Raw genomic sequence first — 22020 nt, 5'->3', positions numbered from 1 at the left:
GGGTTAACTGCATCAACACAGCATGTAGCCATCTCTGATGTTTGCAGTCAACTTGTTCGCGTGGTCTTTGCGTCAGCCCGCATTGCTACCCATTTTATAGATTAAAGAGGGAATAACATGACTAAACAGCTGAAACTGAGCGCACTGGTTGCCGCCCTGTTGGTTTCTGCTAGCGCTTTTGCTGCTAAACCGGGTTATGCCGTTGACCAGTCCACCGACTCCGTGGTCCGCAACAACTATGGCGAATGCTGGCACACCGGCACTTTCGACAAGGCCGCCAATGGTCTGGTCGAGTGCGGCGACCGCGAAGCGGCCAAGCCGGCCCCGGCTCCGGTAGCTCAGAAGCCGGCCCTGGTTCCGATGAAGGAAAAAGTGACCCTGTCCGCCAAGGTCCTGTTTGACTTCAACAAGTCCGTTCTGCGCGCTGACGCCAAGAACGAACTGGATCCGCTGGTTGCCAAGCTGAAGGCTCACGCCGGCAAGGGTTACCTGAACGGCGTGGAAGTTGACGGTTACACCGACTTCCTGGGCTCCGACAAGCTGAACAACGCTCTGTCCCAGAAGCGTGCCGACGCAGTCAAGGCCTACTTCGTGAACGAAGGCGTGCCGGCTGACAAGGTTACCTCCGTAGGCAAGGGCAAGGCCGAAGCCAAGATGACCGAAGAGTGCAAGGCCAAGTTCCCGAAATACGCGAAGAACAAGAAGCAAAATGCCGAAATCAAGGCTTGCATCGAGTCTGATCGTCGCGTTGAAGTTGTGATCGACGCCGTGAAGGAAACCATGGTTGAGCAACCGGCCAAGTAAGCCAAACGCTCCGATTGGAAAAGCCCCGCTCCATGCGGGGCTTTTTGTTTGCGCGTCAGATGGATGATGGCTGGACGCTATTGACCGCAGGCGGCTACAATCGACGGTTTCAGGACGTGTACAAAGACCGCAAATGCAGGTATTTCTGGGGGATCCGCGTCGTTTCGCCCTGCCGGGCTGCGCGTTGACCATAGGCAATTTCGATGGCGTGCACCAGGGGCACCGCCGCATGCTGGAGAAGCTGCGCCAGGAGGCGCAAGCGCGGGCATTGCCGACGGCGCTGCTGACGTTCGAGCCGCACCCGCGCGAATTCTTCAGCCGAACCAAGCCGCCGGCCCGTTTGTCCACGCTGCGGGACAAATTCGTCTTGCTGCGGGAGCTGGGTCTGGTGGACTATGTGTTTGTCTACCGTTTCAATCACAGCTTCGCCAACATGACGGCGGCGGATTTTGTCGACCAGGTGCTGGTTGAGCAATTGCAAACGCGCTATCTGCTGATCGGCGATGATTTCCAGTTTGGCGCCGGCCGCCAGGGAAATTTCCGGTTGTTGGCCGATTGCCGGCATTTCGCCACCGAGGCGATGCCGTCGGTGCTGGTACAGGGTGAGCGGGCTTCCAGCACGCTGGTGCGGGAGAAGCTCGCCGCAGGCGATCTGCCCGCGGCAAACGCGCTGCTGGGCGACATCTACCGGATTTCTGGCAAAGTCATGCATGGCAAGAAGCTGGGCCGCACCATTGGTTTCCCCACGGCCAACATCCACTTGCCGCATTTGAAGCCGGCGCTGCAGGGCGTGTTCGTGGTTGAGGCGGATACGCCGCACGGGCGGCTGGGCGGCGTGGCCAGCCTGGGTTTGAACCCGACGGTCAGCGACACGCCGGACTACAAGCTGGAAGTGCATCTGTTCGATTTCGCCGGCGACCTCTACGGCCAGCGGCTGACAGTGCGTTTCCTGAAAAAACTGCGCGACGAAGCGCGCTATGATGATCTGGCCACCCTGGTGGCGCAGATCGAGCGCGACGCGGCCAGCGCCAAGACCTATTTGACAAGTTTGCAGCGAGAGCAGGCATGAGCATTGATTATCGTAAAACCGTAAACCTGCTGGATACACCCTTCGCCATGCGCGGGGATCTGGCCAAACGCGAACCGGCCTGGGTCAAGCGCTGGCAGGAAGAGAAGCGCTACGACAAGCTGCGCAAGCTGTCCGCCGGCCGGCCCAAGTTCATCCTGCATGACGGTCCGCCGTACGCCAATGGCGACATTCACATCGGCCACGCCGTCAACAAGGTGCTGAAGGACATCATCGTCCGCTCCAAGACGCTGGCCGGCTTCGACGCCCCGTATGTGCCGGGCTGGGACTGCCACGGCCTGCCGATCGAGCTGATGGTGGAAAAGCTGCACGGCAAGGACATTCCGGCCGCCAAGTTCCGCGAGCTGTGCCGCGAATACGCCAAGGAGCAGATCGCCCGCCAGAAGAAGGACTTCATCCGTCTGGGCGTGCTGGGCGATTGGGACAATCCCTACCTGACCATGGATTTCAAGACCGAGGCCGACATTGTCCGCACTCTCGGCAAGATTTATGAAAATGGCTACCTGAGCAAGGGCGAGAAGCCGGTGCACTGGTGCATCGAGTGCGGTTCCTCGCTGGCCGAGGCCGAAGTCGAGTACGAAGACAAGGTGTCGCCGGCGATCGACGTCGGCTTCAAGGTGGTCGACGCCGACAAGGCTTCCGCCGCTTTCGGAGCCGATGCAGCCGGCGCGATGGCTGTGATCTGGACCACCACGCCGTGGACCTTGCCGGCCAACCAGGCTGTCGCCGTCGGCGCCAACCTCGATTATCAGCTGATCGACACGCCCAAGGGCAAGCTGATTCTGGGCAAGGACCTGGTCGAATCGGCGATGAAGCGCTACGGCGTCGAAGCATTCAGCGTGCTGGGCGAGGCCAAGGGCCAGGCGCTGGAGCTGATCGCGCTGCAGCATCCGTTCTATGCCCGCCAAGTGCCGGTGATTCTGGGCGACCATGTCACCACCGACGCCGGCACCGGCCTGGTGCATACCGCGCCGGCGCATGGTCTGGAAGACTTCCAGGCCGGCCTGCAGTACAAGCTGCCGGTGGATAACCCGGTGGCCGACAACGGCCGCTACAAGAGCACGACGGAAATTTTCGCCGGCATGCTGGTATGGGATGCCAATGCCCGCGTGATCGAAACGCTGGAAGCCAACGGCGCGCTGGTGCGCCAGGCCAAGCTGGAGCATAGCTATCCGCATTGCTGGCGCCACAAGACGCCGATCATCTTCCGCGCCACGCCGCAATGGTTTGTCAGCATGGACAAGGCCGGCCATGGCGGCGAGGCGCTGCGCCAGATCAGCCAGCGCGCGGTGGACGCCACCGAGTTCTTCCCGTCCTGGGGGCGCGCCCGCCTGGACGCGATGATCAAGAACAGCCCCGACTGGTGCGTGTCGCGCCAGCGCAACTGGGGCGTGCCGATGACCTTCTTCATCCACATGGAAACGGGCGAGCTGCATCCGCGCTCGGCGCAATTGCTGGAAGAAGTGGCGCTGCGCATCGAGCAGCAAGGCATCGAAGCCTGGTTCAGCCTGGACGCCAAGGAGCTGTTGGGCGACGAGGCCGAACACTACCGCAAGCTCAGCGACACCTTGGACGTCTGGTTCGATTCCGGCTCCACTCACTTCGCAGTGCTGAAGCAGCGCCCGGAGCTGGCCTGGCCGGCCGATCTGTACCTGGAAGGCTCCGACCAGCACCGCGGCTGGTTCCAATCGTCCTTGAAGACCGGTTGCGCCACCATCGGCCGCGCCCCTTACAAGCAGCTGTTGACCCATGGTTTTGTGGTGGACGGCAAGGGCATGAAGATGTCCAAGTCCAAGGGCAATGTCGTATCGCCGCAAAAGGTCAATGATAGCCTCGGCGCCGATATTCTGCGTTTGTGGGTGGCATCCACCGATTACTCCGGCGAGCTGGCGATTTCCGACGAAATCCTGAAGCGCGTCACCGAAAGCTATCGCCGTCTGCGCAACACCATCCGCTTCTTGCTGGCCAATCTGTCTGATTTCGATCCGATCGAGCACGCCGTGCCGCTGGCCAATATGGTGGAGCTGGATCAGTACGCGCTGCTGCGCGCGCGCCAGGTGCAGGAAAAAGTGGTGGGCGAGCTGTACTCCCGCTACGCCTTCCACCACGTGGTGCAGGAAGTGGTCGGCTATTGTTCCGAAGACCTGGGCGCCTTCTATCTGGACGTGATCAAGGACCGTCTGTATACCACTCAGGCCTACAGCCATGCCCGCCGCAGCGCGCAGACCGCGCTGTACCACATCACCCGCAGCCTGCTGCTGATGGTGGCGCCGATTCTGTGCTTCACCGCCGACGAGGCGTGGAACGTGCTGGTCGACAGCGAGGAAGAGTCCACGCTGTACCACATCTGGCATGAGTTCCCGGCGCAAGCCGTGGAGCGGGAGGAGGCGCTGGCCGGCAAGTGGCAAGCCATCCGCGATCTGCGCGCCGTGGTCAACAAGGAAATCGAGGAACAGCGCAGCGCCGACAAGCTGGGTTCCTCGCTGCAGGCCGAGGTGGAGATCGATGCGCCGGCCGACTTGGCCCGCCAACTGCTGAGCCTGGGCGAAGAGCTGAAGTTTGTGTTGATCGTGTCCAAGGCGACGGTGCGCGAGGCGGCCGAGCTGGCCATCCGCGTATCGCCTGCCGCGCATGAGAAGTGCGAGCGCTGCTGGCATTACCGCGCCGATGTGGGCAGCCATGCCGGCCACGGCGCCGTTTGCGGCCGCTGCGTGGACAACCTGGACGGCCAGGGCGAGCAGCGTCTGCACGCCTGATCCGTCGGTAACGGGGCCGCGCGGGCGGCCCCGTCAGTAATGGGAAACCCATAAATGGATTCTGCAATGACTATGCCTGGCGCAAGCCGCTGGTCCAAGTGGTTCGTGCTGGCGGCGCTGGTTGTTGTGCTGGACCAGATCAGCAAGCTGTATTTCAACGGCAACTTCCAGTACGGCGAAGTGCGTCAGGTGATAGCCGGCTTTTTCAGCTTCACCCTGATTTACAATCCGGGCGCGGCGTTCAGTTTTTTGCATGATGCCGGCGGTTGGCAGAAATATCTGTTCACCATCCTGGCTTTCGCGGTGTCGGGCTGGCTGGGTTGGAGCATCGTCAAGGGCCGCTTCAGCGGCGTGATGAATCTGGCGGCCGCCTTCATCATCGGCGGCGCGCTGGGCAATGTGATAGACCGCTTGGCTTATGGCCACGTGATCGACTTCATCCTGGTTCACTACTACAACCAGTGGTACTACCCGGCGTTCAATCTGGCCGATTCCTTCATCTGCGTCGGCGCGGCGCTGATGGTGCTGGACAGTTTCAAAAAGCCATCGCGTTGAGCGGGCGAGGATTGGATTCAAAGCAATGGCCCGCGGTGCGGGCCATTGGCGCATGCGCCGGGTAAAACCCTGGCTTGAATAAGGAAATACGGATGTCGAAGACCATCATGCTTGCCAACCCGCGCGGCTTCTGCGCCGGCGTGGATCGGGCCATCGCCATCGTCGAGCGCGCCATCGAACTGTATGGCGCGCCCATCTATGTGCGCCACGAAGTGGTGCACAACCGTTTTGTGGTCGATGATCTGCGCGCCAAGGGCGCCGTGTTCATCGAGGAGTTGAAGGACGTGCCGCCTGGCTGCACCTTGATTTACTCCGCCCATGGCGTGCCGCTGTCTGTGCGCGCCGAAGCTGAGGCCTTGGGCCTCTCGGTGTACGACGCCACCTGTCCGCTGGTGACCAAGGTACATATCGAGGTCAAGCGCATGCGGCAGGCGGGCATGGAGATCGTCATGATCGGCCACGCCGGGCATCCGGAAGTGGAGGGCACCATGGGCCAGGCCGATTCCGGCATGTATCTGGTGGAGAGCGAGGCTGATGTGGCCAAGCTGCAGGTGAGCAATCCAGAACAGCTGTCCTATGTCAGCCAGACGACGCTGTCGGTGGACGAGACGCGCGACATCATCGCCGCCTTGAAGGCACGCTTCCCGGCCATCCATAGCCCCAAGAAGGATGATATTTGCTACGCCACGCAGAATCGCCAGGATGCGGTGAAATTGCTGGCCGAGCAGTGCGACATGGTCGTCGTGGTGGGTTCGCCCAACAGCTCGAACTCCAACCGCCTGCGCGAAGTGGCTGCGCTGAAGGGCGTGGACGCTTACATGGTGGACAATACCGATCTGCTGGAGCCGGAGTGGTTTGTCGGCAAGAGCCGAGTCGGCGTGACTGCCGGCGCCAGCGCGCCGGAGGTGCTGGTGCAGGCGGTGATAGACCGTATCAAGTCTTTCGACATCAGCCAGGTGACAGAGCTGCCTGGCGTGGAGGAGACGACGGTGTTTGCGCTGCCGCCCGCGCTGCGGCCGGCTTGATTTATCCAGTTTGGCCGCGAAAAGGCCGCCCGATTGGGGCGGCCTTTTTGTTTATTCCAACAGAGGGGTTTTTTAGTCGAGAGAAGAAAAGAATGTATACGTTAATTTACAGATTAGCACTATTTGAATAGGATGTTGGAATAAAATCTATATCGATGCGCCGACGCCAACTGATAACTTTTTTGCCGGATGAACATCTCTATGAAATCTATTAAGGCTCTCTTGCTGTTGTCAGTCCTGCTACTGTCTGCTTGTGCTGCAACACCCTCCAGCATTAAGGAAAGCGAGGATGATCAAAGCTGGAACGCCCCAGATTATTCAGTAGGTAGTAATATTCCACATCATGCCAATAGTCGGACGGAAACTTTGTCTGACCAAGCGCAGCAAGAGCTTGCCAATCAGATCTTGCATGGCAATCCTGCTAGGGTTAACAAATAAGTTGCCTGTACTTTCATTCTGAGAGCTAGAACGGCAGCTCCGGCTGCACGCCTTGCGGGTGTTCGATCCGCGCCTCGGTGCTGCCTTCGGCCAGCCGCAGGGTGACTTTTTCATGATCTTGCAGTTCGGCCGGGTTCTTGACAGCCTGGCCGTTCTGCTTTTGCACGATGGCGTAGCCGCGCGCCAACACCGCTTCTGGATTGAACGCGGTCAGCGTGGCGGAGAGTTGCGCCAGTTGCTGGCTGCGCCGCTCCAGCAGCCTATCCCGCGCGCGTTGCAGCCGGGCTTGCTGCTGCTGCAGGCGCTGGCTTTGCGCCGCCAGATCTGGTTGATGGCGAGCCAGACGGCTGGCGGCCAGCTGCAAGCGCCAGCGGCCTTGATCGAAAACCGCGTGCGTCCGTTGCCGCAGGCTCTGCGACAGCGCGCCCAGCTTGTCGCGCTGCGCCTGCAGCTTGGATCCGGGGTGGGTCAGTCGGCGTCCCAGGAAGTCCAGCTGCTGCGTCTTGTCGGTCAACAAGCGGCCCAGCGCCCGCTCCAGCGCGCGCTTGGTCTGTTCCAGCTGAATGGCCAGATGTTCGCGGTTCGGCGATACCAGTTCCGCCGCCGCGGTCGGCGTCGGGGCGCGGCGGTCGGCGACGAAGTCGCAGATGGTGAAGTCGGTTTCATGGCCGACGCCGCTGACGGTCGGGATCGGGCAGGCGGCCACGGCGCGGGCGACGATTTCCTCGTTGAATGACCACAGGTCTTCAATGCTGCCGCCGCCGCGGCAGATGATCAGCACGTCGGCTTCGCGCCGTTCGCCCGCCGTCTGGATGGCCTTGGCGATCTGCTGCGCCGATCCTTCCCCCTGCACCTGGGCGGGATACAGGATCAGCGGAATGCCCGGCATGCGGCGGCGCAGCGTGCTGACCACGTCGCGCAGCGCGGCGGCGGCGGGCGAGGTGACGATGCCGATGGCGGCCGGATGGGACGGCAGCTCGCGTTTGCGGCTGCTGTCGAACAGGCCCTCGGTTTGCAGCCGCGCTTTCAGGCGCTCGAACGCTTCATACAGGCGGCCGAGGCCGGCGGCGCGCATTTCGCCGACATTGATCTGAAATTCGCCGCGGGCCTCGTACAGCGTCACCTGGCCGCGCAACTCCACCTGCATCCCTTCCTGCGGGCGGAACGGCAGCAGGGCCAGTTTGTGGCGGAACATCACGCAGCGCACCTGGGCGCCGCCATCTTTCAGCGAGAAATAACCGTGGCCGGATGCGGCCAGGGTCAGGTTGGAGATTTCCCCGCCTATCCATACTGGCGGGATGCCCGCTTCCAGCAGGTCGCGCGCCATCCGGTTAAGGGAGGAGACGCTGATCACATCCTGGTTGCGATCAAGAAAATTAGGTCTTGTCAAGTGATCCACAATCGCTCGCTGGAGTAAATATTCAATCCTAGCCACGGAATAAGCGTTGGCGTAGCGTTTGATATCTGACTGAATAATCAATCAAATCAATGGTTTGGTAGAATTTGTCCCCGGGTGGGCAAAAGCAGTGCAAGTCAATGTCCACGGGCCTTTACCGCAGCTATGCACCGGCTTATCAACAAAGTTATCCACAGCCGGCGGCAGAATTCCGCAAGACCGCGGCTAAGCTTGGGCGGAGCGGACTTTATCGCCGCGCGTCGGCTTGGCATGATGGATAAAGGCTGAGTAAGCGCTTGCTATTTGCGTCTGGATGGCGACTGTCGCAGACGCAACAACAGGCACGCTGAGGCAGGGCTACATGATAGCAATGGCGTGGCCATCAGGTATATCAAACTGGAGGAGGAATATGGACGCACTGCTGCGCTGCATCCAGGCCGACATCACGCAGATGGATGTGGACGCAATCGTCAACGCCGCCAATAACAGCTTGTTGGGCGGCGGCGGCGTCGATGGCGCGATACACCGCGCGGCGGGGCCGGCGTTGCTGGATGCGTGCCGCGCCTTGGGCGGTTGCCCGACCGGGGAGGCAAAGCTCACGCCGGGCTTTAATCTGAAGGCGGCTTATGTGATCCATACCGTGGGGCCGGTATGGCAGGGCGGCGGCCATGGCGAAGCGGCGTTGCTGGCCGCCTGCTACCGCAACAGCCTGGAGCTGGCGCGCTTGCATGAGGCGCGGCGCATCGCCTTTCCGGCCATCAGCTGCGGCGTGTATGGCTATCCCTTGGCGGCGGCTTGCGAGCTGGCGGTCAGAACCTTGCGGTCCTGCCTGGAGGCGCGGCCGCACGCCGTGCGCGAAGTCTGGCTGGTGGCTTTCGATGCGCGCGCGCTTGATGCCTACCGGCGGGCGCTCAACTGACCTCGCCTTTGGCGGGCCGCGGCAATTGCCCGCCGCAATGCTTGCAGTATTGCGCGTCCCAGTCGTGGCCCTCGCTGAAGCAATGCGGGCACAGCCGGGTGGCCGAGCGGTTGTCGCTGCTGACGGGGTCGGGCGCGCTGCGGGCGATTTCGGCGCTGACGATGCCGGTGGGCACCGCGATGATGCCGTAGCCGGTGATCATCACCAGGCTGGCCAGCGCCTGGCCCAGCGGCGTTTTCGGCGTGATGTCGCCAAAGCCGACGGTGGTCAGTGTGACGATGGCCCAATAGATGCTGATCGGGATGCTGGTGAAGCCGTGCTCCGGGCCTTCTATCACGTACATCAGCGTGCCGAGCACGATCACCAGCAGGATGACCGTGACCAGAAAGACGGTGATCTTGCGCCGGCTGGCCAGCAGGGCCCGCCGCAATTGCGCGGCCTCGCCCAGGTGGCGGCTGAGCTTCAGTATGCGGAACATCCGCAGCAGCCGCAGAATGCGGATGTCGGCGAGGAAGCGGCTCTCCGGAATGAACAGCCCCAGATACAGCGGCAGGATGGACAGCAGGTCTATCACGCCGAAGAAGCTTTTGACGTAGCGCAGCGGCTTGTGGACGCATATCAGCCGCAAGGTGTACTCAATCGTGAACAGGATGGTGAAAGTCCAGTCCAGCACGGTCAGCAGCGTGCCGTACTGTTGCCGGATAGAGGAGACGCTTTCCAGCATCACGCAGGCGACGGACAGCAGGATGGCGATGATCAGCGCCATATCGAAAATACGCCCGGCGCGGGTATCGGCCTCGTAGATGATGATGTAGAGCTTGCGGCGCCAGCCGGATAGCGGAATCAGATTTTCCTGGGTGGGCATGGGAATCTTGCCTGTGTTGCATTGACTATAACAAAGCCGGTTAGAGAGTATGGCCGGCATTTGGTTTGCTGGATATAAGCAAAGAATATTAGGCTGCCTGTCTGGCATTGATTATGATGCTGGGGAATATCAGGACCGATATTTATGGCTGATGAGGAATAAGACGATGCGCATTGCCAATACCATCACCGACCTGATCGGCAACACGCCGCTGGTCAAGCTCAACCGCGTCACCGAAGGCGCCGGCGCCACCGTGGTGGCCAAGCTGGAATTCTTCAATCCGGCGCATAGCGTCAAGGACCGCATCGCGGTGGCGATGCTGGACACGGCGGAGAAGGCCGGCAAGATCAAGCCGGATACCGTCATCGTCGAGCCGACCTCCGGCAATACCGGCATCGGCCTGGCCATGGTGTGCGCGGCGCGCGGCTACAAGCTGGTCATCACCATGCCGGAAACCATGAGCAAGGAACGCCGCCAGTTGCTGAAGGCCTACGGCGCCGAGCTGATCCTGACGCCGGGGCCGGAAGGCATGGGCGGCGCCATCGCCAAGGCCAAGTCGCTGGTCGACGAATACCCGGACACCTATTTCATGCCGCAGCAGTTCGAGAATCCGGCCAATCCCGAAATCCACCGCAACACCACGGCGGAAGAGGTGTGGAACGATACCGACGGCAAGGTGGACATCTTCGTGGCCGGCGTGGGCACCGGCGGCACCATTACCGGCGTGGGCGAAGTGTTGAAGGCGCGCAAGCCGGGGGTGCAGATCGTGGCGGTGGAGCCGGATGCCTCGCCGGTGCTGTCCGGCGGCACTAAGGGGCCGCACCCGATCCAGGGCATAGGCGCGGGCTTTGTGCCGGGCATCCTGAACACGCAGATCTACGATGAGATCATCCGCGTCAAGAACGAAGACGCGCTGCAGACCGCGCGCGACGTGGCCACCAAGGAAGGCATCCTGGTGGGCATCTCTTCCGGCGCGGCAGTGTGGTCGGCGCTGCAACTGGCCAAGCGCCCCGAAAACGCCGGCAAGCTGATCGTGGTGGTGATTCCGTCGTTCGGCGAGCGTTATCTGTCGACGGTGCTGTTCGAGCACCTGGCGTAAACCGTTTCGCGGTTCGCGCTGAAGCCCGGCTGCCGCCGGGCTTTTTTGTCGCAATCCGTCATCGATTGTGAAATCCGCGCCATTGACGGCGCAAGGGCCTGACGGGCTACAATGGCCGCCATGAAAAGACTGATCATCGGTTTGACGGTGCTGGGCGGCCTGAGCGCCTGCGGCAGCCTGCAACAGATCGCGGCGCCGGTGCATCCTGGCGGCGGCGCGGCCTCCGCGCCAACGGCGCGTCCCGCCTCCAGCAAGGTGGACCAGCTGCTGGATGAGGCGAATCGGCTGGCCGATCGCGTCAAGTCTGGCGAGCTGACCCGCACCGCGGCGGCCGACCAGCTTGGCGCGGCGCGCTTGCGCATTGCCGGCGCCAATGCCGTCGACAACGACAATTTCGCCGTCTATCGCCAGCTGACGGTGGAGCGCGAAGCGGGACGCATCGATTCCGATGCCTTCCGCGCCAGGCTGGAGGCCCATCTGCGCGAATGGATGCGCCGCTGGCCCAAGTACACGCCGAAACCGGCCGATCCTGCTTTCAGCAATTTCCTGCTCAAGTTGTACGGCCTGCCGCCGCTGGGTTACTGAATGAAGTCGAAGAAACACGCCCATGTCGCCTGCCCCTGCGGAGGCGGCGATCTGGCGGCCTGCTGCGGCCGCTACCATCAGCCCGACGCGCCGCCGGCACCCACCGCGCAGGCGCTGATGCGTTCCCGCTACAGCGCCTATGCGCTGGGGCTGGAAGACTATCTGCTGGCCACCTGGCATGCGTCCACCCGGCCTGAACAATTGAATCTGGCCGAAGACGCCGGCGTGGTGAAATGGATAGGGTTGGAAATCCAGCGTTGCGAGGCTGGATTGGACGGCGATGAGGCAGGGCTGGTCGAGTTTGTCGCCCGTTACAAAGTGGGCGGCAAGGCCGAGCGCCTGCATGAGGTGAGCCGCTTCGTCCGCGAGGATGGACGCTGGTATTACCTGGCCGGCCAAGTATCCTGAGCCGCGCTTGCTCTGGCGCAAATGTGCCGCGAACAAGGTTTGACCCCTGGCATGCCATGGCGGGAGCATAGAGTTTTCCATTGCCGGAAAAGTCCATGCTTACCATCTATTCCGATTCCCACCGTCTGCAGCACGGCCGTTCCGAGTTGATAGACGGCACGCTGAAGCCCTGTTTCGAAACCCCTTCCCGCGCCGACATGGTGCTGGCCGCTGTTCGGCAGCGCGATCTGGGCGATGTGCTGCATCCGCGCCGGCATGGCCTGGAGCCGATTCTGCGCGTGCACGACGAGGGCTATGTCCGTTTTCTGGAAACCGCCTGGCAGCGTTGGAGCGAGATGGGGCGCGATTACGACGCCTTGCCCAAGATGTGGCAAATCCGCCGCTTGCGCGAGGCGGTGCCGGAGCATGTGGAAGGCCAGCTCTGTTACTACTCGATGGACTGCGGCACGCCGATCACCGCCGGTACCTGGCAGGCGGCCACCGCTTCCGTCGATGTCGCGCTGACCGCGGTGGACAGGCTGATCGGCGGCGAGCGCGCGGCATTCGCGCTGACCCGGCCGCCTGGCCATCATGCCGCGCGCGACTATTGCGGCGGCTATTGCTTCTTCAATAACGCCGCCATCGCGGCCCAGGCGCTGCGCGATCACGGCATGCATAGGGTGGCTGTGCTGGATGTGGATTATCACCACGGCAACGGCACCCAGGATATCTTCTATCACCGCTCCGACGTGCTGTTTTTGTCCATCCATGGCGATCCGCGCACCGAATATCCATTCTTTCTCGGCTTTGCTGACGAGAAGGGCGATGGCGAGGGGCTGGGGTACAACTTCAATTTTCCGCTGGCGGCCGGTTCCTGCGTTAGCACCTGGTTCTTCGCGCTGGACTGCGCGCTGGAGCAGATTGCCCGCTTTGGCGCCGAGGCGCTGGTGGTGTCGCTGGGCGTCGACACCTTCGAAGGTGACCCGATTTCCCGTTTCCAGCTGGGCACGCCGGACTTCGTCACGCTGGGCGCGCGCTTGGCGGCGCTGAAACTACCGACGCTGTTCTGCCTGGAGGGCGGCTACGCGGTGGGGCCGATAGGCGACAATGTGGTGAATGTGCTGGCTGGTTTCGAGGCGCGCAGCTAGCCCGGTTTTTTACCGCCGCTTGGCCTATGTTCAAAGAGTCTTCGCCGCGGATGGGGACGCCGCGCGGGGCATGAAACGGAGAGGCTATGGGGAAGAGTATCGACGGCTTGATCGATCGCTTGGGCACGCCGCGTCCGCCTTTGGGCGGCATATCCGCCGTGTCGCAACGTCGTGTCAGCGCGGCGCTGTCTGGCGATCTGGCTTTGGAGTTGATGGCCTTGGCGGCTGTGTTTGAAAACAGCAGCGAGGCCTTGGCTGGGGAATTGTTGGGCGCCGCCATCGCGGATGCCTGGGAGGCGCTGGATGATAGCCAGATGCTGCGCGCCACCCAGGCTTGCCGCGACATCTTGAGCGGCGCGGGGGACGGAGGCCTGCGCAGGCATTAAGTCGAAGTTTGGCGGAACGGGGCGAGGGGACGACGCAGCCGTTTTGCACGGCGGAATGCCGCAAGGCCAATACGCTTTTGCATCTGGCAACGCAAGGGAGGCAATGATGGGATTGGCCTTGAAAACCCTGCTGACCGCGCTGGAGAGCCAGCGCATCGGCAATGTCGATTCAGGAGCGGAGCTGGATATGCCGACGGTGCGCGTGCTGGAGGTGCCTTTGGATCTGACGGCCTGCCGCGAGCTGCGCGTGTTGGCGCATGTGTTCAATGGCGAGCAGTCGGCTTTGGCGGCGGCGGTGCTGCGCGCCGCCTTGCTGGATATGCAGGCGCATCTGGACGATGAGCTGGATCAGCTGGCGCATTTGGCGCGCAACTCGCTGGATGATTGCCAGTCCTGATGGCGGCAGCGCAATAACAGGCCGGACAGCGATGTCCGGCCTTTTGTTTGAGCGCGGCGGAAGATTTACAGCAGCTTTTCTATGGCCGTGGCCAGTTCGGCCGGCTCGGTCTGCGGCGCATGTCTGGCGACCACGCGTCCTTCGCGGTTCACCAGAAACTTGGTGAAGTTCCACTTGATCATTTCAATGCCCAGCAAGCCCGGTTGCTGATGCTTCAGATAGCGCCACAGCGGATGGGCGTCGTTGCCGTTGACCTGGATCTTGTCGGCCATCACGAAGTCCACGCCGTAATTCTTCTGGCAAAAGTCACCGATCTCGTCAGCCGTCCCCGGCTCCTGCGCGCCGAACTGATTGCAAGGGAAGCCTATCACCGTCAGCCCCTGGTCGGCGTAGTCGGCGTGCAGCTGTTGCAGCCCGGCGTATTGCGAGGTAAAACCGCAGCGGCTGGCGGTGTTGACCAGCAACAGCACGCGGCCGCGGTAGTCGGTCAGCGATTGTTCGGCGCCATTCAGGCGGCGGAAGGAGAAGTCGTAGATGTCCATCAGGTCCCTTAGTTTGCGTGAGCAGGCAAGCATGCGTGCGGACTTAGGGCCTGGCAAGGGGAGGAGCATAAAAAGGGGGCGTAGCGGCAAGGGGGAACCGCGACGCCCCAAGAAGAAACAGCTTGCTGTGCAAAGGGTCGGCACAACCGGGATGTCAGCTAACCCTTTGTTTAGCCTAGAACAGTTGGTGGAAATTGCGAGAGGGTTTTTTGCGGCTGCCGCAAATGCAACAGGATGGCCGGGGCCATCCTGTCTGGAGAGTCGTACGAAAGTACGGTCAGGGGCGGGGCAGGGTGACGCCCACCTGGCCCTGGTATTTGCCGGCGCGGTCCTTGTACGACACGTCGCAGACTTCGTCGGATTCGAAGAACAGCACCTGCGCCACGCCCTCGTTGGCGTAGATCTTGGCCGGCAGCGGGGTAGTGTTGGAAAACTCCAGCGTGACGTAGCCTTCCCATTCCGGTTCGAACGGGGTGACGTTGACGATGATGCCGCAGCGGGCATAGGTGGATTTGCCCAGGCAGACGGTCAGCACATTGCGCGGGATGCGGAAGTATTCTACGGTGCGCGCCAGCGCGAAGCTATTGGGCGGGATGATGCAGTAGCCCTTGCCGGAGACTTCCACGAAGGAGTTGGGGTCGAAGTTTTTCGGGTCGACGATGGTGCTGTTGATGTTGGTGAACACCTTGAACTCGTCGGCGCAGCGGATATCGTAGCCGTAGCTGGAGGTGCCGAAGGAGATCAGCTTCTGGCCGTCTTCGTCCATCTTCACCTGATTGGGCAGGAACGGCTCGATCATGCCCTGTTCCGCCGCCATCCGGCGAATCCACTTGTCCGATTTGATGCTCATAGTCGTTGGCCCGTGTGTCGTTTATTGCAATGGCTGCAATTTTAACCGTTTAGCGGCGCTTCCGGCTATGGAATTGACCGGCGGCGGCGTGAGCGTGAAGCGTTTGACCTCGGTCAAGCCGACTCGGGATTGCGACAAATTGTCGCAAGAGGCAAGGAGGCGATTCGATATACTAATGCAAATTATTCCCGTTATTATCAGGACAAAAAAACATCATGTCGTCCCTGGACATCTTTCCCGCCGGCGCCCACGGCATTGTCGAGCGGCTGAATCTGGCTGAAGAAGCCTTCCGCCGCGTGGCGGCTTTCGGCCTGGTGCCGGGCTGCCGTTTCCACTTGCGCAAGGCCGCGCCCTGGGGGGGCCCTTGCTGCTGGAAGTGGGCGCCACCCGCTTCCTGTTGCGCCGCAGCCTGGCGCGCCATATCGAAGTGAGGGCGGCGGCATGAAGCGGTTTGCCCTGATCGGCCTGCCCAATACCGGCAAGTCCACCTTATTCAACCGCTTGACTGGCATGTCGCAGCGCGTGGGCAATTGGCCCGGACTGACCGTGGAGCTGATCAGTTCGCGTTTGCTGTTGGGCGGCAAGATGGTGGAGCTGATCGACTTGCCCGGCGTCAACGATCTGACCGGCTATACCGATGACGAGGCGGTGGTGCGCGACGTGCTGCTGTCAACGCCGTTTGACGGCGCGGTGCTGGTGCTGAACGCCAGCCAACTGGACCGCCAGCTGCCGCTGGCCTTGCAAGTATTGGCCAGCGGCCTGCCCTGCCTGGTGGTGTTGAATATGGCGGACGAGGCCAAGCTGCTGGGCGTGACGGTGGATGCCGACGCGCTGGCCGAGCGCCTGCAGGCGCCGGTGGCGCTGGTGTCGGCCAAGCGCATGGAAGGCTGGCCCAAACTCAACGACGCCTTGAACAAGCTGGCCGCGCAGGATGGCCCCGCGGTGCGCGCGCAATTGGAGAAGGTGCCGGAGGCGCAGCGCGCCATCGACATGGCCCGCCGCAAACTGGAAGGCTGCTGGCGCTTGCCGCCGGTGCTGCCGGTGCTGCTGACTGAGAAAGTGGACCGCTGGCTGCTGCACCCGTGGCTCGGCCTGCCGCTGTTCTTCGCCTTCATGGCCTTGCTGTTCAATCTGACCTACCAGATCGGCACGCCGTTGCAGGACGCCGTGGGCGGCGCGCTGGACTGGGTCAAGGATCACGCGCTGGCGCCGGCTGTCGCTTCGCTGCCTGCCATCCTGCAGAGCTTGGTGCTGGACGGCGTGTGGCAGGGCGTGGCCACGGTGCTGACTTTCGCCCCCATTCTGTTCGTCTTCTTCGTGCTGATGGCCATGGTGGAGGATAGCGGCTATCTGGCGCGCGCGGCCTTCCTGACCGACGCGATGATGGCCAAGCTGGGGCTGGACGGCCGCGGCTTCGTGATGCAGCTGATGGGCTTCGGCTGCAATGTGCCGGCCATCCTCGGCACGCGGGTGATGCGCGAGCGCAAGCAGCGGCTGCTGACCATGCTGGTGATCCCGTTTTCGCTGTGTTCGGCGCGGCTGCAGGTGGTGGTGTTCTTCGCCGGCATTTTGTTCAGCAAGACGCAGGCGCCGTGGGTGGTGTCCGGCCTGTACCTGATGACCTTTGTCGCCGCCATCGTCACCGCCTGGGTATTCAAGCGCCGCTACCGCGGCGACGAGGCCTTCCTGCTGGAAGTGCCGCCGTATCGCCTGCCGGGCGCGCGCCACATGCTGACGCGGGCGGTGAGCGAGGTGAGCGCGTTTTTGCGGCTGGCGTCCACTTTCATCTTGGCCGGCGTGGTGATGGTCTGGTTGCTGACGCACATCCCGGCCGGCCACGACAAGACCCTGGCCTACGCGCTGGGCGAGGCCATGTCGCCGGTGCTGGACCCGATAGGCATCCGCGCGGAGCTGGCGGTGGCGCTGCTGTTCGGCTTCATCGCCAAGGAGATTCTGCTGGGCAGTCTGGCGGTGATTTACGGCGTGTCCGAGGCCGGCTTGGGCGGGGTGCTGGTGCAGCATCTGGATTGGGTGTCGGCGATGAGCTTCCTGATTTTCACGCTGGTGTATGTGCCCTGCCTGTCCACGGTGGCGGCGATGCACCGCGAGTCCAAGAGCTGGCGCTTCGCCGCGATGTCGGTCGCCTGGTCGGTGTTGCTGGCCTGGACGCTGTCCTTTGCTTTCTATCAGAGCGTGCATCTGCTGCGCTGAGCGCCTAAAATGATGGTTTGCATCAGCCGGAAAGACAGGACAAGAACATGAAGGGCGATCCCAAGACCATAGCGCTGCTCAACGATTTGCTGGCCGAAGAGCTGTCCGCCGCCGACCAGTATTTCATCCATGCCGAGATGTACAAGGACATGGGGCTGAACAAGCTGTTCGAGCGCATCGACCACGAGCGCGAGGACGAGCTGGAACACGCGCGCACGCTGATCGCCCGCACCCTGTTCCTGCAGGGCAAGCCCAATGTGGCGCGCCGGGTGCCTATCAAAGTGGGCGAGGACGTGCCGGCCATGCTGCAGGCGGACCTGGAGGTGGAATACCGCGTGGGCGCGCTGCTGAAGCAAGTGATCGCCCACTGTGAGAGCGTGCGCGACTACGTGACCCGCGACGCGCTGATGGTGCTGCTGGAAGAAACCGAAAACGATCACGCGCACTGGCTGGAGCAGCAATTGAAGCTGATCGAGCTGATGGGCGTGGAAAACTACCAGCAGGCGCAGATGTAAGCCGTTTGCTTGTGCGGATGCGCGCCCCATGCCCGGCCATGAGCCGGGCATTGTTTTTGGAGGGGTGGTTTTGCCAGGGCGGGAGCGGCGCCAGAGGCAAGGATGCCATCCGCCGCAACCTTGACACCGCTCAGCGCGGCGCGAAGCTATTTCCTTGATACTGCGACGGTTTCAATCCAAACCGGAGCCCGCCATGCCTGACCATTCCTCCATCGACCTGTCCGTCACCTGGCTCGGCCAGACCATGCCTGGCTGCCTGTACAACGCTTCCGGCGTGTGGTGCCGCGAGGAAGACGAGCTGGAAACGGTGCGCGCCTCCGCCGCCGCGGCGGTGATCAGCAAGAGCGCCACCTTGCACGCGCGCGAGGGCAATCCCGAGCCGCGCTACTGCCGCACGGCTTTGGGCAGCATCAATTCCATGGGGCTGCCGAATCGCGGATTCGCCTATTACCTGGACTATGCGCGCCGCTACGATTACGGCTGCGGCAAACCCTTGTTTCTTTCCCTGTCCGGCATGACGCTGGATGACAATCTGACCATGCTGCGCACGCTGGCCGCGGCCGGCCTGCCGGCGATTCCGGAGATCAATCTGTCCTGCCCCAATGTGCCGGGCAAGCCGCAACTCGGTTACGACTTCGTGGCGACGACGGAGGCGCTGAACGCCTTTGACCAGGCCTGGCCCGGCCGCTATGGCGTCAAGCTGCCGCCTTACTTCGATCCGGCGCACTTCGCCGCGATGGCGGAGATTCTCAATCGCCATCCGCGGCTGGCCTACGTCACCTGCATCAATTCCATAGGCAACGGCCTGGTGGTGGATGTGGACAGCGAAGCCGTGACGATCAAGCCCAAAGACGGCCTGGGCGGCCTGGGCGGCGATTATGTGCTGCCGACGGCGCTGGCCAATGTGCGTGAGTTCTACCGCCTGTTGCCGGGCAAAGACATAGTAGGTTGCGGCGGCGTGAAGAGCGGCCGCGAGGCCTTCATGCATATCCTGGCCGGCGCGCGCGCGGTGCAGGTGGGCACCTGCCTCTATCACGAGGGACCGGCGGCCTTCGCCCGCATCGCCGCCGAGCTGGCGGAGCTGATGCGGAGCAAGGGCTATCGCCGCTTGGACGATTTCCGCGGCAAGCTGCGGACGCTCTAGTCAAAACGCCAGCACGCCATGGACAGCGACCCCGCCCGCCAGTCGTCATGCAGCTTGCTGGGCGCGGCATCGTCGCTGGCGGCGCCAAGCGCCACCAAGAGCGGCTGGAAGTGTTCGTCGCTGGGGTGGTTCTCCCGCGCATGGGGGGCTCGCCGGCGCCAGTTCACGACATCGTCGCGCCGGTTTTCCGTCAGCGCTTGATCCATCCAGCCGGCGAAGTCTGTCGCCCACGACGCCGGCGCGCTGCCTTCCGGCTGCAATTCCCACAGATTATGGGTGTAGCTGCCGCTGCCCAGCACCAGCACGTTCTCATCGCGCAGGGGACGTAGCGCCCGGCCCAGCGCGTAGTGTTCGGCCGAGCCGGCCTGATGATGCAGCGAGATCATCACCAGGGGAATGTCCGCCTGCGGGAACATCAGCATCAGCGGCGTCCAGACGCCATGGTCCAGCGGACGTTGCTGGGTGGTGGCAACTGGCAAGCCGGATGCGGAGAGCAGGCCGACAATGCGCTCGGCCAGTTCAAGGTCGGTAGCCGCTGGGTAGCGCAGCGTGCGCAACACCGCAGGAAAGCCGCCGAAGTCGTACAGCATGTCCGGGCGCGCTTGCAGATTGACGGTCAGCGCGTGCGTTTCCCAGTGGGCGGAAACGATGACGATGGCGCGCGGGCGCGGCCAGCCGCGTCCCAGCGTTTCCAGAAAGCGGCGGGTGGGGCTGTCTTCAATGGGAAGCGTCGGCGCGCCGTGCGAGATGAACAGCGCGGGTTGTCGGGTATGCATGATGTGCTGCCTGCAATAAGGTATGGCGACAGCTTACGCCGCAGCAGCGGGTAAAAAAATCCCGGTTTGCTCACTGGATTGTTTCTTGCCATTCAATAGTCTTGCCAAGATGAGCGCTTCAAGGTCTTGCGCCATCATTGCAGCCAGGCAAAGCTGGCCCACATCTCTTGCAGAATCTTGCGCCAGTCTTGTGTCATCGTTCTCTCCCGGATACTGGATGCTTGCAGTATCCGCAATCCTCATAGTCTTGTTAAATTAATTGTTTGTAGCGAATAGTTAGGGTTTGGCTATGGCCCAGCGGCCAGCGCGCCGTTCGGGCGTAAAAAAACCCGGCCAGGCCGGGCGAGTGTCGCGTGAGCGCGTGCTTAATCCCAGGGCACATCCACGGCATCGTTCTTGCTTGGCGCCGGCGAGCTGGCCTGGGGCGCAGAGGCGAGCGGCTGCGCCTGGCTGTCTTCCAGTCCGCCCAGCGCGTCCACCAGCGCTTCCACCAGTTCGCCCAGCTCTTCGCTCATCAGGATGAAGGTGGCTTCGAACAGGCTTTCGCGGTCGTCCCCGGCCTGGCTGGCTTCGTCCTGCAGCACGTCCAGGAACTGGATGCGCTTCAGCTGCAGCGTGTCGGTCAGCTGGAAGCGGATCTTTTCATTCCAGATCAGGCCCAGCTTGGTGGCCTGTTTGCCGGTGGCGATGTGCTGGCGGATCTCGTCGCTGGTCAGGTCGATGCGGCTGCAGCGCACCACCGCGCCGTTTTCGCTGCCGTCTTTCAGCTCGCAGTCGGCATCCAGCTCGAAGCCGCCCGGCGCTTCGCCTGCGGCCAACCAGTCGGTCATGGCGGTATGCGGCGCGATCTTGGTGCGCGGCAACGCGGCCGGGAAGGGCGGCAGCGCCTCGCGGAGTTTGGAGATCAGCGCCTCGGCCTTGCTGGAGGAGCCGGAGTCCACCATCAGCCAGCCGCGGGCGATATCCAGATAGGCGCTGGTGCGGCTGCTGCGCACGAAGGCGCGCGGGAGCAGGTCGTCCGTCACTTGTTCCTTCAAGGCCAGCTTTTCCTTGCGGCCGACCTTGCGCAACTCCTTGTCTTCGATCTCCTGCACCTTCATTTCGACGAAGTCGCGGATCACCGAAGCCGGCAACACCTTGTCTTCGCGCCGCATGGAAACCATCAGGCTGCCGCGTGCGGCGTAGACCGGCGCTTCCAGGTGTCCGGCGGGCGGAACCCAGCCTTCGCTGAACCAATCCAGGCCCATGCAGGGTTGAAACGGACGTTTTTCCAATGCCTGCAACAGCTTATCGGCGTCCACCAGGCTTTCGCCGCTCAAACGATAAAAAGATAGTTGCCTAAACCACATATTTGTTCCATAATGCGCGTCCTCTGAAGCCGCTGATTGTACCGCAGCAAGCGATGCAGCAGCAGTTTTTCGGACAAGCAGTTTGTAAGCGGTCGTCGGAGTGTAGCTTAGCCTGGTAGAGCGCTACGTTCGGGACGTAGAGGCCGGAGGTTCGAATCCTCTCACTCCGACCAGTTAAACAAAAATCGCTTGTCAGAAAACAGTAAACGAGGTAAAGTAGCTTCCCTCGGCGCTAGCTGAGAAAGCAGTAAATCGGAGTGTAGCTTAGCCTGGTAGAGCGCTACGTTCGGGACGTAGAGGCCGGAGGTTCGAATCCTCTCACTCCGACCAGAATTCAAAAAAGCCTTGATTTTCAAATTCAGAGAATCAGGGCTTTTTTAACAGATTGGATTGCCGGTATAGCTCAGTTGGTAGAGCAGCGCATTCGTAATGCGAAGGTCGTAGGTTCGACTCCTATTACCGGCACCATAAAGAATCAGGCTCGTCAGTTTAATTTATCTGTCGGGTCTTTTCTTTCGCTAGTGTCTGTATATTTGCTGGTTGCTGCGGGTGAGTGGTTTATTAATTGCCTCGCGCAAAAGATAATATAAAGCGCTTGCAAGGGTTAATCAGTTAAGGTATAGTTCTTTTCTCTCGAGGCGCTGTGCGGTTCGGGATAGTGTTGGCAGTTAGCTCAGTTGGTAGAGCATCGGATTTTGATTCCGAGGGTCACAGGTTCGAGCCCTGTACTGCCTGCCAGAATTCAGAAAAAGCCCTGGAGTCAATCCGGGGCTTTTTTGCGTTTGT

At 62.0% G+C, this 22020-nt stretch carries 21 protein-coding genes, 3 tRNA genes and 1 pseudogene; 19 read left to right on the top strand and 6 right to left on the bottom strand.

All coding sequences use genetic code 11. The features are described 5' to 3' along the window. Positions 1–117: 117 nt before the first annotated feature. From BI343_RS00430 to ispH, 5 genes are all read left to right on the top strand, one after another. Positions 118–804: an OmpA family protein gene (locus tag BI343_RS00430; protein WP_043625183.1), complete on the top strand. Its 687-nt coding sequence runs from the start codon at positions 118–120 to the stop codon at positions 802–804. A 133-nt stretch (positions 805–937) separates the two neighbouring features. Further along, positions 938–1873: a bifunctional riboflavin kinase/FAD synthetase gene (locus BI343_RS00425; RefSeq protein WP_071108211.1), complete on the top strand. Its 936-nt coding sequence runs from the start codon at positions 938–940 to the stop codon at positions 1871–1873. Then, entirely contained in the window at positions 1870–4647 is a 2778-nt protein-coding gene (gene ileS, locus BI343_RS00420; protein ID WP_071108210.1) for an isoleucine--tRNA ligase, read from the top strand. The genes BI343_RS00425 and ileS overlap by 4 nt, the downstream gene beginning before the upstream one ends. 72 nt (positions 4648–4719) lie before the next feature. Next, the gene (lspA, locus tag BI343_RS00415) at positions 4720–5202 is read left to right on the top strand and encodes a signal peptidase II (protein ID WP_233163848.1); all 483 of its coding nucleotides are present in this window, start codon (positions 4720–4722) and stop codon (positions 5200–5202) included. Positions 5203–5294: 92 nt separating this feature from the next. After that, positions 5295–6227: a 4-hydroxy-3-methylbut-2-enyl diphosphate reductase gene (gene ispH, locus BI343_RS00410; RefSeq protein WP_071108208.1), complete on the top strand. Its 933-nt coding sequence runs from the start codon at positions 5295–5297 to the stop codon at positions 6225–6227. A 463-nt stretch (positions 6228–6690) separates the two neighbouring features. Here ispH and xseA read toward each other — a convergent pair whose 3' ends face one another. Further along, positions 6691–7992, bottom strand: coding sequence for an exodeoxyribonuclease VII large subunit (xseA, locus tag BI343_RS00405; RefSeq protein ID WP_071108207.1), 1302 nt, complete (start codon positions 7990–7992; stop codon positions 6691–6693). 478 nt (positions 7993–8470) lie between these two features. Between xseA and BI343_RS00400 the strand changes: the two genes are divergently transcribed. Then, positions 8471–8980: an O-acetyl-ADP-ribose deacetylase gene (locus tag BI343_RS00400; RefSeq protein WP_211269357.1), complete on the top strand. Its 510-nt coding sequence runs from the start codon at positions 8471–8473 to the stop codon at positions 8978–8980. Here the strand turns inward: BI343_RS00400 and BI343_RS00395 are convergent. Beyond that, entirely contained in the window at positions 8973–9845 is an 873-nt protein-coding gene (locus BI343_RS00395; RefSeq protein ID WP_071108206.1) for an ion transporter, read from the bottom strand. The genes BI343_RS00400 and BI343_RS00395 overlap by 8 nt on opposite strands. Before the next feature lie 166 nt (positions 9846–10011). Between BI343_RS00395 and cysK the strand changes: the two genes are divergently transcribed. The 6 genes from cysK to BI343_RS00365 all read left to right on the top strand — a co-directional run bounded on the left by cysK (position 10012) and on the right by BI343_RS00365 (position 13847). Next, on the top strand, positions 10012–10944 hold the full coding sequence (cysK, locus tag BI343_RS00390) for a cysteine synthase A (RefSeq protein ID WP_071108205.1): 933 nt from the start codon (positions 10012–10014) through the stop codon (positions 10942–10944). Between the two features lie 120 nt (positions 10945–11064). Continuing rightward, positions 11065–11529, top strand: coding sequence for a hypothetical protein (locus BI343_RS00385; RefSeq protein WP_071108247.1), 465 nt, complete (start codon positions 11065–11067; stop codon positions 11527–11529). Then, entirely contained in the window at positions 11530–11937 is a 408-nt protein-coding gene (locus tag BI343_RS00380) for a YchJ family protein (RefSeq protein WP_071108204.1), read from the top strand. A gap of 95 nt (positions 11938–12032) precedes the next feature. Beyond that, positions 12033–13064, top strand: a complete 1032-nt coding sequence (locus BI343_RS00375; protein ID WP_071108203.1) for a histone deacetylase family protein — start codon at positions 12033–12035, stop codon at positions 13062–13064. A gap of 86 nt (positions 13065–13150) precedes the next feature. Further along, the gene (locus BI343_RS00370; RefSeq protein ID WP_071108202.1) at positions 13151–13450 is read left to right on the top strand and encodes a hypothetical protein; all 300 of its coding nucleotides are present in this window, start codon (positions 13151–13153) and stop codon (positions 13448–13450) included. Positions 13451–13568: 118 nt separating this feature from the next. Beyond that, a complete protein-coding gene (locus BI343_RS00365; protein ID WP_233196416.1) occupies positions 13569–13847 on the top strand; it encodes a hypothetical protein in 279 nt (92 codons plus the stop codon). 65 nt (positions 13848–13912) lie between these two features. On the opposite strand, the gene BI343_RS00360 is transcribed toward BI343_RS00365, so the two are convergent. Beyond that, entirely contained in the window at positions 13913–14389 is a 477-nt protein-coding gene (locus tag BI343_RS00360) for a glutathione peroxidase (RefSeq protein WP_071108200.1), read from the bottom strand. A gap of 277 nt (positions 14390–14666) precedes the next feature. Beyond that, complete coding sequence (gene dcd, locus BI343_RS00355) at positions 14667–15239, bottom strand: dCTP deaminase (protein WP_071108199.1); 573 nt, start codon at positions 15237–15239, stop codon at positions 14667–14669. A 215-nt stretch (positions 15240–15454) separates the two neighbouring features. Between dcd and BI343_RS20210 the strand changes: the two are divergent. The 4 genes and pseudogenes from BI343_RS20210 (at position 15455) to BI343_RS00335 (ending at position 19109) form a co-directional block, all read left to right on the top strand. Continuing rightward, a pseudogene (locus tag BI343_RS20210) lies at positions 15455–15684 on the top strand (FeoA family protein). Further along, entirely contained in the window at positions 15681–17450 is a 1770-nt protein-coding gene (feoB, locus tag BI343_RS00345) for a ferrous iron transport protein B (protein ID WP_071108197.1), read from the top strand. The pseudogene BI343_RS20210 and the gene feoB overlap by 4 nt, the downstream one beginning before the upstream one ends. A 47-nt stretch (positions 17451–17497) precedes the next feature. Then, the gene (gene bfr / locus BI343_RS00340) at positions 17498–17965 is read left to right on the top strand and encodes a bacterioferritin (RefSeq protein ID WP_071108196.1); all 468 of its coding nucleotides are present in this window, start codon (positions 17498–17500) and stop codon (positions 17963–17965) included. A 193-nt stretch (positions 17966–18158) separates the two neighbouring features. After that, a complete protein-coding gene (locus BI343_RS00335) occupies positions 18159–19109 on the top strand; it encodes a dihydroorotate oxidase (protein ID WP_083340717.1) in 951 nt (316 codons plus the stop codon). Here BI343_RS00335 and BI343_RS00330 read toward each other — a convergent pair. Both BI343_RS00330 and BI343_RS00325 read right to left on the bottom strand, forming a co-directional pair. Continuing rightward, positions 19106–19885, bottom strand: a complete 780-nt coding sequence (locus tag BI343_RS00330) for a DODA-type extradiol aromatic ring-opening family dioxygenase (protein WP_071108195.1) — start codon at positions 19883–19885, stop codon at positions 19106–19108. The two genes, BI343_RS00335 and BI343_RS00330, sit on opposite strands and share 4 nt — an antisense overlap. A gap of 365 nt (positions 19886–20250) precedes the next feature. After that, complete coding sequence (locus tag BI343_RS00325) at positions 20251–21234, bottom strand: recombination-associated protein RdgC (protein WP_043625231.1); 984 nt, start codon at positions 21232–21234, stop codon at positions 20251–20253. A 96-nt stretch (positions 21235–21330) separates the two neighbouring features. Here BI343_RS00325 and BI343_RS00320 point away from each other — a divergent pair. The 3 genes from BI343_RS00320 (at position 21331) to BI343_RS00310 (ending at position 21702) form a co-directional block, all read left to right on the top strand. After that, positions 21331–21407 (top strand) — tRNA-Pro (locus tag BI343_RS00320). An 80-nt stretch (positions 21408–21487) separates the two neighbouring features. Next, positions 21488–21564, top strand: a tRNA-Pro gene (locus BI343_RS00315). A gap of 62 nt (positions 21565–21626) precedes the next feature. Beyond that, positions 21627–21702: transfer RNA gene (locus BI343_RS00310), tRNA-Thr, on the top strand. Positions 21703–22020: the final 318 nt, after the last annotated feature.

The organism is Chromobacterium amazonense (assembly GCF_001855565.1).
Classification (GTDB): Bacteria; Pseudomonadota; Gammaproteobacteria; order Burkholderiales; family Chromobacteriaceae; genus Chromobacterium; species Chromobacterium amazonense.
Note: the sequence above shows the minus strand (reverse complement) of the source record. Positions and strands in the feature narration are given on the sequence as shown.